The organism is Polaribacter gochangensis, from assembly GCF_046224025.1.
GTDB classification, from domain to species: Bacteria; Bacteroidota; Bacteroidia; order Flavobacteriales; family Flavobacteriaceae; genus Polaribacter; species Polaribacter gochangensis.
On the sequence record NZ_JBJXRF010000002.1, the window covers coordinates 215088 to 230237 of the forward strand.

General features: G+C 30.4%; 16 protein-coding genes. 8 read left to right on the forward strand and 8 right to left on the reverse strand.

Annotated features, from left to right (window positions below):
• Positions 1 to 114 precede the first annotated feature (114 nt).
• The 7 genes from ACEWL1_RS06285 to ACEWL1_RS06315 all read left to right on the forward strand — a co-directional run bounded on the left by ACEWL1_RS06285 (position 115) and on the right by ACEWL1_RS06315 (position 6046).
• Complete coding sequence (locus ACEWL1_RS06285) at positions 115 to 1089, forward strand: type I phosphomannose isomerase catalytic subunit (RefSeq protein WP_409232441.1); 975 nt, start codon at positions 115 to 117, stop codon at positions 1087 to 1089.
• A gap of 381 nt (positions 1090 to 1470) precedes the next feature.
• Positions 1471 to 2664, forward strand: coding sequence for a DegT/DnrJ/EryC1/StrS family aminotransferase (locus ACEWL1_RS06290; protein WP_409232442.1), 1194 nt, complete (start codon positions 1471 to 1473; stop codon positions 2662 to 2664).
• 58 nt (positions 2665 to 2722) lie between these two features.
• Entirely contained in the window at positions 2723 to 3454 is a 732-nt protein-coding gene (gene kdsB, locus ACEWL1_RS06295) for a 3-deoxy-manno-octulosonate cytidylyltransferase (RefSeq protein WP_409232443.1), read from the forward strand.
• Between the two features lie 123 nt (positions 3455 to 3577).
• Entirely contained in the window at positions 3578 to 4270 is a 693-nt protein-coding gene (locus tag ACEWL1_RS06300) for an HAD family hydrolase (RefSeq protein ID WP_409232444.1), read from the forward strand.
• A gap of 38 nt (positions 4271 to 4308) precedes the next feature.
• Positions 4309 to 5391, forward strand: a complete 1083-nt coding sequence (locus tag ACEWL1_RS06305) for an iron-containing alcohol dehydrogenase family protein (protein ID WP_409232445.1) — start codon at positions 4309 to 4311, stop codon at positions 5389 to 5391.
• 63 nt (positions 5392 to 5454) lie between these two features.
• On the forward strand, positions 5455 to 5718 hold the full coding sequence (locus tag ACEWL1_RS06310; protein WP_409232446.1) for a hypothetical protein: 264 nt from the start codon (positions 5455 to 5457) through the stop codon (positions 5716 to 5718).
• A gap of 127 nt (positions 5719 to 5845) precedes the next feature.
• Positions 5846 to 6046 (forward strand): hypothetical protein, encoded by a 201-nt coding sequence (locus tag ACEWL1_RS06315; RefSeq protein WP_409232447.1) that lies wholly within the window; start codon positions 5846 to 5848, stop codon positions 6044 to 6046.
• A 44-nt stretch (positions 6047 to 6090) separates the two neighbouring features.
• Here ACEWL1_RS06315 and ACEWL1_RS06320 read toward each other — a convergent pair whose 3' ends face one another.
• From ACEWL1_RS06320 to ACEWL1_RS06335, 4 genes are read right to left on the reverse strand one after another with little or no spacing between them, the layout of a single operon-like run.
• Positions 6091 to 6555 carry a sensor of ECF-type sigma factor gene (locus ACEWL1_RS06320; RefSeq protein ID WP_409232448.1) on the reverse strand — a complete coding sequence of 155 codons (465 nt, stop codon included), beginning with the start codon at positions 6553 to 6555 and terminating at the stop codon, positions 6091 to 6093.
• Positions 6555 to 7097: a hypothetical protein gene (locus tag ACEWL1_RS06325; protein ID WP_409232449.1), complete on the reverse strand. Its 543-nt coding sequence runs from the start codon at positions 7095 to 7097 to the stop codon at positions 6555 to 6557. Before ACEWL1_RS06325 ends, ACEWL1_RS06320 begins: the two co-directional genes overlap by 1 nt.
• Before the next feature lie 36 nt (positions 7098 to 7133).
• Entirely contained in the window at positions 7134 to 7682 is a 549-nt protein-coding gene (locus tag ACEWL1_RS06330; protein WP_409232450.1) for an RNA polymerase sigma factor, read from the reverse strand.
• A 52-nt stretch (positions 7683 to 7734) separates the two neighbouring features.
• On the reverse strand, positions 7735 to 9186 hold the full coding sequence (locus ACEWL1_RS06335; protein ID WP_409232451.1) for a TonB-dependent receptor: 1452 nt from the start codon (positions 9184 to 9186) through the stop codon (positions 7735 to 7737).
• Positions 9187 to 9281: 95 nt separating this feature from the next.
• On the opposite strand from ACEWL1_RS06335, the gene ACEWL1_RS06340 reads away from it, so the two are divergent.
• A complete protein-coding gene (locus ACEWL1_RS06340; protein ID WP_409232452.1) occupies positions 9282 to 10043 on the forward strand; it encodes an MBL fold metallo-hydrolase in 762 nt (253 codons plus the stop codon).
• 4 nt (positions 10044 to 10047) lie between these two features.
• Here the strand turns inward: ACEWL1_RS06340 and ACEWL1_RS06345 are convergent, their stop codons facing one another.
• Genes ACEWL1_RS06345 through ACEWL1_RS06360 form a run of 4 tightly spaced genes read right to left on the reverse strand, consistent with a single transcriptional unit; the run spans position 10048 to position 15148 of the window.
• Positions 10048 to 11229 (reverse strand): M28 family peptidase, encoded by a 1182-nt coding sequence (locus ACEWL1_RS06345; protein ID WP_409232453.1) that lies wholly within the window; start codon positions 11227 to 11229, stop codon positions 10048 to 10050.
• A gap of 54 nt (positions 11230 to 11283) precedes the next feature.
• Positions 11284 to 11931: an alpha/beta hydrolase gene (locus ACEWL1_RS06350; RefSeq protein WP_409232454.1), complete on the reverse strand. Its 648-nt coding sequence runs from the start codon at positions 11929 to 11931 to the stop codon at positions 11284 to 11286.
• A 5-nt stretch (positions 11932 to 11936) separates the two neighbouring features.
• Entirely contained in the window at positions 11937 to 13193 is a 1257-nt protein-coding gene (locus tag ACEWL1_RS06355; RefSeq protein ID WP_409232455.1) for a dihydroorotase, read from the reverse strand.
• A complete protein-coding gene (locus ACEWL1_RS06360) occupies positions 13190 to 15148 on the reverse strand; it encodes a BatA domain-containing protein (RefSeq protein ID WP_409232456.1) in 1959 nt (652 codons plus the stop codon). The genes ACEWL1_RS06355 and ACEWL1_RS06360 overlap by 4 nt, the downstream gene beginning before the upstream one ends.
• Between the last annotated feature and the right edge of the window lie 2 nt (positions 15149 to 15150).

The window sequence follows — 15150 nt, forward strand, 5'->3', positions numbered from 1 at the left end:
TTTTATAAGTTTGGTTTTTAGTTGATTATCATTTCAAAGTTAATTATTTTTTTTTTAGAATTGTAAACTCTAGAAATGCTGTAAATTTGCAGTAAATTCATTAAGTTAGATGGTATGAAAATCAATCAGTTTTTAAAATTTGAACCTATCCTAAAAGAGAAACTTTGGGGTGGTGAAAAACTGATGCAATTATTATCAAAAAAATCTACTAAAAAAGATATTGGCGAAAGTTGGGAAATTTCGGATGTTGATAATGATACTTCAATTGTTGCCAATGGAAATTTAATAGGAACTGATTTAAAAAGCCTCATCTCTAAGTATAAGTGTGAGTTAGTAGGAGAAAATAATTATTCAGTATTTGGAGAAAAATTTCCGCTTTTAATAAAATTTATTGACGCAAAAGAAACATTAAGTATTCAGTTACATCCTAATGATGAGTTGGCAAAAAAACGTCATAATTCTTTCGGAAAAACAGAAATGTGGTATGTTATGCAAGCTGATGAAAACGCCAATTTAATTGTTGGTTTTCAAAAAGAAAGCAACAAACAAGAATATCTAAAGCATTTAAAAAATAATACTTTGCTAGATATTTTAAATGTTGATGCCGTTTCTGAAGGCGATGTGTATTTTATTCCGACCGGAAGAGTACACGCAATTGGCGCTGGAGTTTTGTTAGCGGAAATTCAGCAAACATCCGATATTACCTACAGAATTTACGATTGGGAAAGAACAGATTCTAAAGGTAAAAAGAGAGATTTACATACTGATGAAGCATTAAGCGCAATTGATTATTCTGCAGAAAACTCATACAAAACGACTTATCAAAAAGAAAAAAACACAGCATCCGAAATTATTTCTTGCCCATATTTTACTACAAATATTGTATTGATTGATCAAGAGATTTTGGTAAACCACTCAGCTAAAGATTCTTTTGTCATTTATATGTGTGTAAAAGGAGCGGTTACTTTTATGCACAATAATAGTGAAATTGCTTTAAATTATGGAGAAACTATTTTGGTTCCTGCTTGTTTTAAAGAGTTTGTCATCAAACCAAGTGTAAATTCAGAATTGTTAGAAATTTTTATATAATTTCTTTATCAAGCTTTAGGTTAAATTCATTGTATACAAAAGGTGCTTTTACTTAAAAGCAGCTTTTTTTAAAAAACAATATAGCATACTATTTATCTTTTTTTACTGCTATTTGTTACATAAATAGGTTGTTTTCGCATCTTTCTATCCGTGCACAACATAAAGTAATCACAAAGAATCATCTTGATTATTTGCAGAAGTGCTGTAGCGATATTTTTTATAGTTTTCATTTTTTCAAAGATACTTAATTATACGACCATTTATAGCTTGTTAAATGCTAAATTATTTGTTAAAACTACAGGTTAAAATAGCTTGGTTATTTGAGACTCATTTACCGTATTAATTTTTTATCTTTGTTACTTCATTTTAAAATTTATAAGAATGCCAGGATTTGAATTATTTGGAGATGCAGAACGCAAAGAAGTTAACGATGTATTGGAAAGCGGAGTTTTAATGCGTTATGGATTTGATGGTGCTAGAAACGGACATTGGAAAGCAAAAGAATTAGAGCAAGAATTACAAAATAACTTAGGCGTTAAACACGCACAATTAACAAGTAGCGGAACAACTGCTTTAAATGTTGCATTGGCAGTTTTAGGAGTTGGAGCAGGAGATGAAGTAATTATGCCAACCTTTACTTTTGTGGCTAGTTTCGAATCTATTTTAGCAGCAGGAGCAACGCCAATTTTAGTAGAAATTGACGATACATTAACTTTAGATCCAAAAGCTGTGGAAGCTGCAATTACACCAAAAACAAAGGTTGTAATGCCGGTTCATATGTGTGGTTCTATGGCAGATTTAGATGCGTTAAAAACAATTTGCGACAAACACAATTTAATTTTATTAGAAGATGCTTGTCAAGCAATTGGTGGTTCTTATAAAGGAAAAAAACTTGGAACTATTGGCGATGCTGGTTGTTTTTCTTTTGATTATGTTAAAACAATTACCTGTGGTGAAGGTGGAGCAATGGTTACAAATGATCCAAATCTAGCAATAAATGCAGATCATTATACAGATCACGGTCATGATCATGTTGGTAATGATAGAGGCGCAGAATCACACCCCTTTTTAGGATATAATTTTAGAATTTCAGAATTAAATGCTGCTGTTGGTTTGGCGCAAGTTCGTCGTTTAAATGATTTTGTTGCAACGCAACGTAAAAATAAAAAAGTATTGAAAGATGCTTTAAAAACAATTCCTGAAGTAACTTTTAGGAGAATTCCGGATGAAGCTGGAGACAGCGCAGGATTTTTATCATTCTTTATGGAAACTAAAGAATTGACTGATAAAGTTGTAAAAGCTTTTAAAGAACATGGCGTAGATGCCTATTGGAATTATTACGAAAACGATTGGCATTATGTGCGCAAATGGAATCACTTAAAAGATCAAGTTTCTTTGTTTCCGTTATCAGAAGAAATTAAGAACGGAATGCAAGACTTAAATACTACTAAATTTCCGCAATCAGATGATATCATTTCAAGAAACATTTCTTGTTTGATTAAGTTATCTTGGACAGAAGAACAAGTAAACGAAAGAGCAGCGAATATGGTTGCTGCAATTAAATCGGTATTATAAATTACTGTCATTCCTGCGAAAGCAGGAATCTCATTTTTAAAAATTAAATTCTTAAAGAATGAAAATTATTGCAATGATTCCTGCTCGCTATGGAGCAACGCGTTTTCCTGGGAAATTAATGGCAGATTTAGGTGGTAAACCTGTAATTGTTAGAACCTATGAAGCAACATTGGCTACCAATTTGTTTGATGAGGTGTATGTGGTTACCGATAGTGAAATCATTAAAAATGAAGTGGAGAAGTTTGGTGGAAAAGCAATCATGAGCATTAAAGAACACGAATGTGGTTCTGATAGAATTGCCGAAGCAGTAGAAAATTTAGATGTAGACATTGTTGTAAATGTACAAGGAGACGAACCTTTTGTTAAGAAAGAACCTTTAGAGAAAGTTTTGGAAGTTTTTAAAGGCGAAGATGCTTCCGAGATAGATTTGGCTTCGTTAATGCAAGAAATTACAGATTGGAAAGATATTACAGATCCTAATTATGTAAAAGTAATTGTTGATGAACACGATTTTGCATTGTATTTTTCTCGTTCTCCAATTCCGTATCCAAGAGATAAAAATGCAGGCGCACGTTATTTTGAACATATTGGCGTGTATGCGTTTAGAAAACAAGCTATTTTAGATTTTTATCATTTGCCAATGCGTTCTTTAGAAGCTACAGAAAAAATTGAATGTATTCGTTATTTAGAATATGGCAAGAAAATAAAAATGGTAGAAACAGATTTTATGGGCATCGAAATTGATACACCAGAAGATTTGATTAAAGCACAAAAATATTTAGAAAATTAAAACTTCTCGATTATTGTCTCTTTGAGTGAAGGCGTGATGTTTTATTAATTTAACTTCTAATGAGTTCTCGACTCCGCTCGAACAGACAAGAATTTTCTTTATGAGGTTTTTTAACTTTAGAAAATGTATAAAAACATACAAGTAATTGCTTTTGATGCTGACGATACGCTTTGGGTTAATGAAACGTATTTTAGAGAAGCCGAAACCAAATTCGCAAAATTTTTAGCTGCTTACGAAACAGAGAATAAAATTGATCAAGAATTGTTTAAAACTGAAATCAAAAATCTTCCTATTTATGGCTATGGTGTAAAAGGATTCATGTTATCGATGGTAGAAAGTGCTTTGGAATTATCAAATTATAAAATTAGTCAACAAAAAATAGCACAGATTTTAGAGATTGGTAAGGAAATGCTAGAAAAACCAATCGAGTTGTTAGACGGTGTTGAGAAAGTTTTAAAAGCATTGCAAGGAAAGTATAAATTGATTGTGGCTACAAAAGGAGATTTATTAGATCAAGAACGTAAATTAGAAAAATCAGGATTGTTGCAATACTTTCATCATATAGAAGTAATGACAGAAAAAAAAGAAGCTGATTATCAGAAATTAATTTCTCATTTAGATATCGAATCCAATCAATTATTAATGATTGGAAACTCGTTAAAATCAGATATTCTCCCACTTGTAAATATTGGTGCATCAGCCATTCATGTTCCATTTCATACAACTTGGGCGCATGAAGAAGTAGCAAACAATCAACAATCAACAACAGACTATAAAACAGTAAAAAAATTATCAGAAATACTTTCAATTCTTTAGATTGATGTATTTTTGTACTAATATTAAATTAATAAGTAATGAGTTTTAGAAATTTTCCAATGGTTCCTCGCGTAGTTTTCGGTAGAGGATGTTTTAATCAATTAGATGAAATATTAAGTGAAAAACGTGTAAGTGAAAAAGCGCCATTTATATTTATTGTAGATGCTATTTTTAAAGGAAACGATTGGTTAATCAGTAGAATTCCGTTGCATTTTAACGATAAAATTATTTATGTGAGTGCAGAAGAAGAGCCAAAAACTACTTACGTTGATGCATATAGAGATGATTTGGTTGCTGAGTTTGATGAAATTCCTTCTGGAATTATCGGAATTGGTGGAGGAACCATGTTAGATTATGCAAAAGCAATTGCATTGATGTTAACAAATCCAGGAAGTTCTGCAGATTATCAAGGTTGGGATTTGGTTAAAAACCAAGGAGTGTATCATGTAGGAATTCCAACAATATCTGGAACAGGAGCAGAGGTCTCTAGAACTACAGTTTTAACTGGTCCAGAACGTAAACTAGGAATGAATTCTGATTATACGCCTTTTGATCAAGTAGTTTTAGACCCAGAATTAACAAAAGATGTTGATACAAATCAATGGTTTTATACTGGAATGGATTGTTATATTCATTGTATCGAATCGTTAACAGGAACTTTTTTAAATGCATTTAGTCAGAGTTACGGAGAAAAATCATTGGATTTATGTAGAGAAGTGTATCTAGAGAAAAATGAACGTGATGAAGATGGTCAAGATAAATTAATGATGGCATCTTGGCATGGGGGAATGAGTATTGCATATTCTCAAGTTGGTGTAGCTCATGCAATGAGTTACGGACTTTCGTATCTTTTAGGAACAAAACACGGAATTGGTAACTGTATCGTTTTTGATCAATTGGAAGAGTTTTACCCAGAAGGAGTTGCAGAATTTAAACAAATGGTTAAAAAGCATAATATTCATATTCCTAAAGGATTGTGTAAAAACTTAACAGACAAAGAGTTTGATATTATGATTGATGTTTCTTTAGGTTTAGTTCCGTTATGGGAAAATGCTTTAGGGAAAGATTGGCAAAAAACAATCACAAGAGAAAAGTTAAGAGCGATGTATGAAAAAATGTAATATAATTATTAGGTTTTAAATCAATAATTTATAGTAAATTTGCATCCAAAATAAAAGAAGATTATGGCAAGCGTAAAAAATTTAAAAAAAGATATTAATTATACTTTAGGAGATATTATTGAAGAGTGTTATATCGCTCAAATGTTAACTCCAGCAAGCTCAAAGAAAACAGAAGCTATTATAGATGAAGCAATTGAGTCTTTTGACATGTTAATTGAAAAAGTACATGCTAAAGGTGTTGAAAATAAAAGAGCTCATTATAAAGCAATTAATGTTGAGTTAGAGGCTAAAGCAAACGCTTTGGTAGAAAAATTGAACAAAATATAACGTTATTATTTAACGTATTTTTATAAAATCATCTTTGAAAAAAGATGATTTTTTTTTGTATATTTATACTAGTTTAATACTAATATGAAAGTTCAATCGTTTAACTTGATAATACCTTATAATAAGTATGGCAAGAGCAATGTTTGAGTACACTAAAACAGTACTAAAAAAAGTGAGCTTTAGCGCAGATTTATTCTGTAAAGAGCTAGAAAAAGCACTCAATAGGTTGTTACCTCATGAAGTAAATGAGTTGACAATTTGGATTAAGCAATTTACATCTAATAAACCAGAATTATTTGTTTGCTTAGCGTTAATAGATAAAAAGTAAAAAAAAGGAGAACTAATTAGTTCTCCTTTTTTATGTGTAAATATTTATTTTTTATCCTTTGATTTTCGGTTTTTGTATCTTCTAAAGAGTTGTCTGTTAAAGTCTCTTTCTACCATTTGTAGTTTTACAATTTTCTTATATGAGATTACTTTTTTAAGTGCGCTCTGATACCTAACATTAGTTTCGTAATCTAATTTTTCTAAAGCAAGCATATCTTTTGTGAAAGCTTCAGCTTGTTTTTCTGTAAGTTTATCAATTCCTCCTAAGCCATCAATTTTTTTCTTCATTTCAGCTCTCTCGACATGATATAGCTGGTAGCGTTCTTTTTCGAACTTGTTATATACAGGCCAAAACTTAGAAGCTTCTTGTGATGTTAACGCTAGTTTTTCGGTAATATATGAAACCTTTAACGCTTTAATTTTTTGATTGCTTCCTCTTTCTTGTGAAAATAGTTGCGCACTTATTAGTAGCGAGAAAATTAATGTAAATATGTAGGTTTTTTTATTCATTACGATTCTATTTCTGTTAATAATGTAACATTATCTATAGAGTTTAAATATTCTAGTATATCTTCATCTTTTATAGATGTATCTTCTTCTAGCACATTACTATCTTTAAAATCTGCATCCACAAAATTAACTGTTGATGAAGCGTTGTTTGTGTAACTCTCGTCTAACCAATTCTCTAATTCTTCTGAAGAAATAGAATCAAAAGAGGTGGTATCTGAAAACGAAAAGTAATTTAGACCAATAAAAAGTAAAACACTTGCAGCGGCTGCGGCAGGAATTATTTGTAGCAATCTAGATTTTAATGAAATTACTTTTACTTCTTTCTTAGGGAAATCAATTTTAGAGAATAATGAATCTTCAAAATTTTCAAAATAGTTTTTTGGAGCAGTAAACGCATTTTCTTTAGAAAAAAACTGCTCGGTTATTTTAGAAAATACAGCATCTTCTACAGAATCAAAGTAATTTTCTGGTGTAGAAAACCCGCTTTTATTCTGAGTAATACTCTTAATGTATTCTAAACTATATTTGTTTTTTGTATCCATTTAATTCTTAGACTATAAAGTCTTTAAAAGGTTTAATTAGTGTGCATTATTTTTTATATAATCTTCAATTTTTTTTACAGCATGAAAATAAGATGCTTTTAAAGCTCCTTCAGATGTTTCCAATATTTCCGATATTTCTTTGTATTTTAACTCATCAAAATACTTCATATTAAACACCAATTGTTGTTTTGTTGGCAACGTTTTTATTGCTTTTTGTAATATCAGTTGAATTTGATCTCCATCAAAATGAAGATCGCTGTCTAAATTAGATGTTAAACTATGTTGATAATCAGCAATGTCAACATTTTGTTCTTTTGCTCTTTTATTGATAAAACTAATTGATTCGTTTGTGGCGATTCTGTACATCCAAGAAAAAAGTTGACTTTCTTGTTTAAAATTATCAATACCTCTAAAAATTTTGATAAAGGTATTTTGTAAAACATCATCAGCATCATCATGAGAAACCACAATCTTACGAATATGCCAATACAAACGTTCTTTATATGTAGCCACAAGCTTTTTAAATGCTTGCTCTTTGGTTTGAGCGCTTTGTAGCTGTCCTATAAAGTTTATTTCGTCTACCAACTAGTTGTTTTTGTTTTAGACAATAAGAATGTAAAAAGGTTTAAAATAAAAACTATTTTGCCGCCTTTTTTCTTTTTATATACCCAAAAAGTCTATCTTTTTTTATCAATTCTGCAATCCCTTCTGGCAACATTTTTTCCCATCCAGTTTGGTTACTAGTAATCATTTTTAATACCCTTCTAGAAAAAATGTGTAGTATTTCTGGGTTGTAATCTTTAATGTCTATCAGTTTTCCGTTGTGTTTAAAGAACTTGTACAATTCTTTAGTTCTAGGGTGTACTTTTAGATTTTCACTTGTAATATATTCTCCTGTTTCTTCATCTTTATAGGGATACATATATACTTTTAAATCTCTGTAAAAAAGTTTCCCAAAAGCTTCTAAAATTCCACCACTAACATTGCGATAGTATTTTTCGTCAAAAATCTGTATTAGATTATAAACACCCATAGCCAAAGCCATTCTTTCTTTGGTAAATTCACTAAAATATTCTACTAATTTATAATATTCTTGAAAATTTGTTATCATTACATTTTGACCAAGAGAACATAGTAATTCGGCTCTATCTAAGAAATCTCGTTCATTAATTTCACCTTCAGCTCTTAAGTTTGCCAGTGTAATTTCAAAAATAATCTGTGAATTTTTTGGATCTACTTTACGTTCACTAAAAAAGAGTTCTTTAGATTTCTCGTACATATCCATATTTACCTTGGTTACGGGTCTAAAACTACCACGTAAAGCCAAGATATTCTTTTTATATAAAACTTGTGCAGGCAGTAAATTACGTCCGTCAGAATCAAACATAACAGCATTTGTCATTCCGTTTTTAACCAGTTGTAAGCTCATCAAACGATTGTCAACATACATAAAACGTGGTCCAGAAAAATTAACCATGTCAATTTCTAATTGATCTTTGCTCAAATTGTCATAAAAAGATTTTACCAACTCTTTCGGATTGTCGTTCATGTAAAACGCGCCGTAAATTAAGTTTACACCTAAAATACCTAAGGTTTCTTGTTGCAAACGAGCATCGGTTTCTTTAAAACGAATATGCAATACGATTTCGTTGTAATCCTCTAAAGGATCTAATTGAAAACGAACTCCAACCCAACCATGGCCTTTAAATTTTTTACTAAAATTTATTGTTGCAACAGTATTGGCGTAACTAAAAAATAATTTGTCTGGGTGTTTTTTTCTACTCAAACGCTCTTCAATCAAATCAATTTCATGAGTAAGCATGGTTTTTAATCGAGGCTCAGTTACATATCGATTGTCAGATTCAACTCCATAAATAGCATCAGAAAAATCTTTATCATAAGCGCTCATTGCTTTTGCAATAGTTCCTGAAGCTCCACCAGCTCTAAAAAAATTACGTACCGTTTCTTGTCCAGCACCTATTTCTGCAAATGTTCCATAAATGTGTGCATTTAAATTAACTCGTAGCGATTTGCTTTTTGTTGAAGGTACTGCGGTAATTTTTTGATCTCCTTTTAGCGTAATTCCCATTGATAAAATTTTATAAAACAAATGTAGTGAAATTAAGTTTTTCAAGTCAAATATTATCTTATTTTTGTGTACAAATAGTACACTTTTTATCGCTTATGAAAATTACTTTTTTAGGAACAGGAACTTCACAAGGAATACCAATGATTGCAAATAATCACCCAGTTTGTTTGTCTGAAAATATAAAAGACAAACGTTTGCGGTCTTCGGTAATGGTTTCATGGAACGATACAAACTATATTGTTGATTGTGGTCCAGATTTTAGAGCACAAATGTTGCGAGAAAATGTACAAAGCATTAACGGAATTTTATTTACACACGAACATTCTGACCACACAGCCGGTTTAGATGATATAAGGCCCTTTAGTTATCAAATTGGAGAAGTGCCCATTTATGTGGATCAAAGAACATTAAAAAGCTTAGAACAACGATTTGAATATATTTTTGCTACAGAAAATAGGTATCCAGGAGCGGCAAGAGTTGCTGTAAATATTGTACATGACACTGCTTTTTATTTAGATGGGGTAGAAGTTACACCCATAGAAGTTTTGCATGGAAGGTTGCCGGTAACTTGTTATCGTTTTGGCAATTTTGCTTATTTAACAGATGTGAAAACAATTTCTGAAGCAGAAAAAGAGAAACTAAAAGGGGTAAAAGTTTTGGTTGTAAATGCATTGCGCCAAGAATCGCATCCAACACATTTTAATTTAAAAGATGCTATAGAATTTGTTAAAGAAATTAATCCGAAGCGGGCATACTTTTCTCATATCAGTCACAAATTAGGTTTTCATGATGAAGTTGAAAAAACATTGCCCAAAAATGTGTTTTTGGCTTATGATGGTTTGAAAATTGAAGTGTAAAATTTTATTTTTTTATAAATTTTTTTACAATAAACCCATTTTTGTTTTCAATTTTTAGAATGTAAATTCCTTTTGCTAATGAAGAAATATTTATGAACGTTTCTTTTTGATTTAACTTTTCAAAATGTATTAATTGATTTGTTAAACTACTTATTTTTAGTGTGTTTTGTTCGTTGCTTTTTAGTCTTATCGTAATTAAATTTTTTGCAGGATTTGGATATATTTTTACTTTATTCAGTTTAAAATCATTTACGTTTAAAGAACAAGAATTACTATTGATTAGATTTGCTTTGGTAGCTGTAATTGCTACTAATAATCTTGATATTTTATAAAAATATTCAAGATCTAATGTGCTTACTCGATCCTCTGCCGTGTGATAATGAGGAGTTAAATCTTGAGTTGTTGTTGCTTCAGAAAGCATTATTGATGTATAATTGTTGTTCCAGAAACTGGCATGATCACTTAGGTCAATTCCTGGGTTTACAATAGTTGGAGTTAAGCCAATAGTTTTATGAGTGTTTAAGATTGTTAAAATATCATCTTTTAAAACTAATGAGTTTGCTACATTTTTAGTGTGAATAGGAATGTTGTTATTTTGATCTTTATCATAGCCAATCATATCTAAATTGATAACACCTAAAATGTTTTTGTTTTTTAGTCTTGCATCTGCAGCATAATTTTTAGAGCCGATTAATCCTTCCTCTTCTTCATCCCAAAGAGCGTAAATAATGGTGTTTTCAATACAATAATTAGAAAGTATTCTTGCAGTTTCTAAAACAGCAGCTGTTCCTGTTGCATTATCATCTGCAGAATAATTTGCTACAGAATCATAATGAGCGCTTATAATATATACATTATTTGGATTTGTAGTTCCGGTTTGGGTAGCAATAATATTTCTTCCTGTTGCGCTATAATTATTTTTAACTACATTTAAATTACCATAACTATTTAGTTTTTGTTTTAAATAATCTGCAGCTAAATTATTTCCTAAACTACTTACTCTATTTTTTATTGTAACACTATTTCCACCAACAATACTAGTAACTTCTCCCGAAAATTCATTGATTAATATATTTAAATTATTGGTACTAACTTGGTTGATTAATTCATTTACAGATTGAGCTCGTGTGGTAATTGAGCCTAAAAATATTAGAAATAGGAAAATTTGTTTGAATAAGAGAGACATTTGATTTTTTTAATGATAAAGCTAAGTTACCTAAAAAATATTTAGAATTTATTCTTACAAACGGGCTATAATCCAAGACTTAAAACTGTAAAAATTTTGTGGTGCAACTCCGTGTCCAACAGGATATTCAGAATATACATTTTGTAAGTTATTTTCAGATAAATAAATTGGCGCTTTTCTTGCCCAATCAACTGGTAAAACCTGATCTACTGTTCCGTGAGAAATATAATAATCTGTAGTAATATTTAAATCAGAAACCGAAGCAGGAACTAATTCTGTGTTGATGTAACCGCTCAATGCAATAACGTGATTTACTTTATTCGGAAAATTTAAACTCAACGCGTAACTTAAAATGGCACCTTGACTAAATCCTAATAAAAAGGTGTTATTTGGATCGGTTTTATAGGTTGCTTTTATATCATCTATAAAGGTTGCAATTTTGGTTAAAGATTGTCTTGCTTCGTCTAAATTAGAGAACTTTTCGTCATTGGCATCTAATGTGATTTCATACCAAGAAAAACCTCCAAAACTCATGTCAAACGGAGCTCGTGCACTAACAATTAATAATTTATCTGGTAATTCTGATGCAAAAGAAAACAAATCTTCTTCGTTGCTTCCGTAACCGTGTAATAAAATTAATAAAGGTGGATTTTCTTGTTCAGTTTTTGGTTGACGAACAATATAATGTAATGTTGATTTCATAAAATTTAATGGATAACCAATTTGTTGTTTGCAAAGATTCCGTACGCTTTTCCGTTAAGTTTTTTTCCTAAGAATGCAGCGTTTTTAGAAGTTGATAGGATGTTTCCTTTAGCAAACGTGTAATTTAATTCTGGATTGAATAAGCTGATTTCTGCCTTTTCGCCAACGCTTATAGAAATTGTTTCTAAATCAAATATGGCACGAGGTTTTGTGGTTAAGGCTTCAATGCTTTCTTCTAAAGTTAAAACCGAATTTACAGCGCCAAAACAACTTTCTAAGCCGATTGTTCCGTCTTTTGCTGCGCTAAATTCCACTTTTTTATGTTCAATGTCTATCGGATTGTGATCAGATGTAATAATGTCTATAATTCCGTCTTTTACACCTTTTATCAACGCTTTACAGTCTTTTTGGGTTCTTAAAGGTGGTGTAACTTTTACATTGCTGTCAAATCCGTGCAGTTCGTCATCCGTTAGTGTTAAATGATGCGCGCTTACACTACAAGTCACATGTAATCCTTTCTTTTTTGCTTCTTTAATTAATTGTACAGATGCTGCTGTAGAAATTGTGGGAATATGTAATTTGCCGCCAGTATATTCTAACAAGAATAAGTCTCTTGCAATTTGTAAATGTTCTGCTAAAGCAGGAATTCCTTTCAACCCTAACTTTGTGCTGTTGTTGCCTTCGTTTGCCAACCCTTCGGCTGCAATTGAGTTGTTTTTTGGGAAATTGATGATTAATCCGTCAAAATTTTGAGCGTACAACAGAGCAACTTTCATCAAATTGTCATTCGCAATTGATTTATTATAATCTCCAAAAGCAATGGCGCCAGATTGTTGCATGTCGTACAATTCTGCCATTTCTTTTCCTTCACTTTTCTGAGTTAATGAAGCAATTGGAAATAATGTTGTAGCAAATCCTTTTCCTTTGTTGATTAAAAATTCAACTGCAGATTTATTGTCAATAAACGGATTGGTATTTGAGTTGATTGCTACGGTTGTAAAACCACTTTTTGCTGCTGTTTGCAAACCGTTTACAATGGTTTCTCTTTCTTCAAAACCTGGTTCTCCGAAAGAAACACTTGTATCAAACCATCCACAAGAAACATGCAAGTTTTCTAAGTTTATAACAGTGTAATTTGGTTTTGTTGAAATGGAATTTGCTATTTTTTCAATTACGCCATCGGTAATTAAAATGTCTTTTTTTTGATTATTGAATTGACTGCTAGCGTCTATTATAGTAGCTGATTTTAGTAGCGTACTCATGGTTTGAAGAATTTTAAAATCAATATTTCAAAGACCAAAGATACAATAGCTAACGCTAAAAACCATTTCCAAAGCCAAGTAACTTTATTTTTGGCTGTATTTTTCTGTAAAACTGCTGCAATAGATTCAGAATAGTGTAGGTTTTTGTTGCCTTTTATTTCTTCTTTGATATTTAAAAAAGTCAACTCACTTTCTGACTTATTATAGTTAAAAGCAATAGTTTCAATGGCAATATTGTCTTTGTTTACCGTATATAAACCTTGCTTTTCTGGGTTATCGGTAGTTTCTAAGGTAACCTTTGTTGAGTATAATTGTTGCAGCGGTATAAATGAATTTACATTGTCTTTTATTGTTAAAACTTCATCTTTCTTTAAAACGGTTGCAACATCAATAAAATTTGTTGCTCCAATTGTATAATAAGGTTTTGGATATTTTGCGCTGAACTTACCAAAGTTGTAAAAAACAGGAACTACTAACGGAGAACTTGTAAAGTTGCTGGTATTAGTATTTAAAGGGCTTGCAATCCAGAACACATTTCCTTTTTTAATAGAAATTTGATTGATGAAGTCTTGTTGATTTTCAAAATTTAATAAACTAGAAGCTTGTTTAAAGTTAGAAGTGTAATAATTTTTTACAATTGGATATTGAAAATTTTGAACATCTTTGGAAAACACATTTTTAAAAAAGGGATTTTTAAAGTTGATGTTGGTGATTTTTAATGAGTCGCTTACTTTGTTAAACATGTTGCCAATTTGAATGTTGCTAAAAAATGAATTGTAAGAATTGATGTTTAAATTTTCATTTGGAATTATCACCAAACTTTTTCCTTCTTTTAAATGTGTTTGCAAAAAAGTTCTTAAAGTTGTTGGCAATTCTTCCAATTCATTTAAGATAATAAGTTCTTGTTTTTCCAATACATTATAGTTGCTATTTTGTAAAGAACTTGTGCTAAAATTAAACTCGTTTTTTGTGTAAATTTTTGATAAGAATTGATGGTTTTTTCCGACGCTAAAAACGTTGATTTTTTTAATTGAATTTGTAGTAAAATAAAACGTATTATCGAAGCTAAAAGCATCATCACTATTGAGCGTAATTTTTCCGTTTATTTTTACTTGATTTTGAATCGGGAACGAGATGCTTTTTGTTTGATCTTCTTTGATAGAAAAGGTTTGTTTTGACACCACAGATTCGTTGTTATAAAGCGCAATGGAAATATTGTTTTTTAAAGCGCCTTGGTTTTTTACAAGAACTGTTATTGTAAAATTAGTATCATTTTGATGATCTATAAAAAGACTATCAACAGAAAGATTGTTTTTTTGTGATAGATGGAGTTTTATAAAAGAAATAGGTGATGTTACATTTGTAAAATTGATTTTTTTATTTTTTGTATTATTTTGAAAATCAGAAATTAATATTGAATTATGTAAAGTGTTAATTTTATTTTTATTAAAATTTTCAATTTTCAGTAAAACCTCTTCTAAACTTCTAAAATACGCCTCAGGATTTATGTTTAGTAATGTTTTTTTAAGCTCGTTTGAGTTGATGTTCTCATAGAAATCAGAATTTGTAAGCAAACTATACGATTCGTTTTCTGAACTATTTTCTATAATTTCTTTAATAGCGTTTTGTAATAAATCACCTTTTTCTCCTTTGGCATTTAAACTCAAAGAAGTATCTAAATAAATAAAAGTATGTTGGTTTTTTTCTGCTTTAGTATCGCTAAAATAAGGTTGAGAAAAAGCAATAATAATTGCAGTAAAAAGCAATATTCTTGAAGCTAAAATGAGCCATTTTTTTAGCTTAGAACTTTTGCGAGTTTGTAGTATTAATTTTTGTAAAAATGCAACGTTTGTAAAAGGTGTTTTTTTGAATTTTTGCAATTGAAATAAATGCACTAAAATTGGGATGATGATAAACCCTAAAAAGTATAAAATTTCTGGATGTTTAAATTGCATGT

Excerpts from the sequence above, each read along its gene's own strand:
- ACEWL1_RS06285 (WP_409232441.1), top strand. The coding sequence starts at position 115 with ATGAAAATCAATCAGTTTTTAAAATTTGAACCTATCCTAAAAGAGAAA.
- ACEWL1_RS06290 (WP_409232442.1), top strand. The coding sequence starts at position 1,471 with ATGCCAGGATTTGAATTATTTGGAGATGCAGAACGCAAAGAAGTTAAC.
- kdsB (WP_409232443.1), top strand. The coding sequence starts at position 2,723 with ATGAAAATTATTGCAATGATTCCTGCTCGCTATGGAGCAACGCGTTTT.
- ACEWL1_RS06300 (WP_409232444.1), top strand. The coding sequence starts at position 3,578 with ATGTATAAAAACATACAAGTAATTGCTTTTGATGCTGACGATACGCTT.
- ACEWL1_RS06305 (WP_409232445.1), top strand. The coding sequence starts at position 4,309 with ATGAGTTTTAGAAATTTTCCAATGGTTCCTCGCGTAGTTTTCGGTAGA.
- ACEWL1_RS06310 (WP_409232446.1), top strand. The coding sequence starts at position 5,455 with ATGGCAAGCGTAAAAAATTTAAAAAAAGATATTAATTATACTTTAGGA.
- ACEWL1_RS06315 (WP_409232447.1), top strand. The coding sequence starts at position 5,846 with ATGGCAAGAGCAATGTTTGAGTACACTAAAACAGTACTAAAAAAAGTG.
- ACEWL1_RS06320 (WP_409232448.1), bottom strand. The coding sequence starts at position 6,555 with ATGAATAAAAAAACCTACATATTTACATTAATTTTCTCGCTACTAATA.
- ACEWL1_RS06325 (WP_409232449.1), bottom strand. The coding sequence starts at position 7,097 with ATGGATACAAAAAACAAATATAGTTTAGAATACATTAAGAGTATTACT.
- ACEWL1_RS06335 (WP_409232451.1), bottom strand. The coding sequence starts at position 9,186 with ATGGGAATTACGCTAAAAGGAGATCAAAAAATTACCGCAGTACCTTCA.
- ACEWL1_RS06340 (WP_409232452.1), top strand. The coding sequence starts at position 9,282 with ATGAAAATTACTTTTTTAGGAACAGGAACTTCACAAGGAATACCAATG.
- ACEWL1_RS06345 (WP_409232453.1), bottom strand. The coding sequence starts at position 11,229 with ATGTCTCTCTTATTCAAACAAATTTTCCTATTTCTAATATTTTTAGGC.
- ACEWL1_RS06350 (WP_409232454.1), bottom strand. The coding sequence starts at position 11,931 with ATGAAATCAACATTACATTATATTGTTCGTCAACCAAAAACTGAACAA.
- ACEWL1_RS06355 (WP_409232455.1), bottom strand. The coding sequence starts at position 13,193 with ATGAGTACGCTACTAAAATCAGCTACTATAATAGACGCTAGCAGTCAA.
- ACEWL1_RS06360 (WP_409232456.1), bottom strand. The coding sequence starts at position 15,148 with ATGCAATTTAAACATCCAGAAATTTTATACTTTTTAGGGTTTATCATC.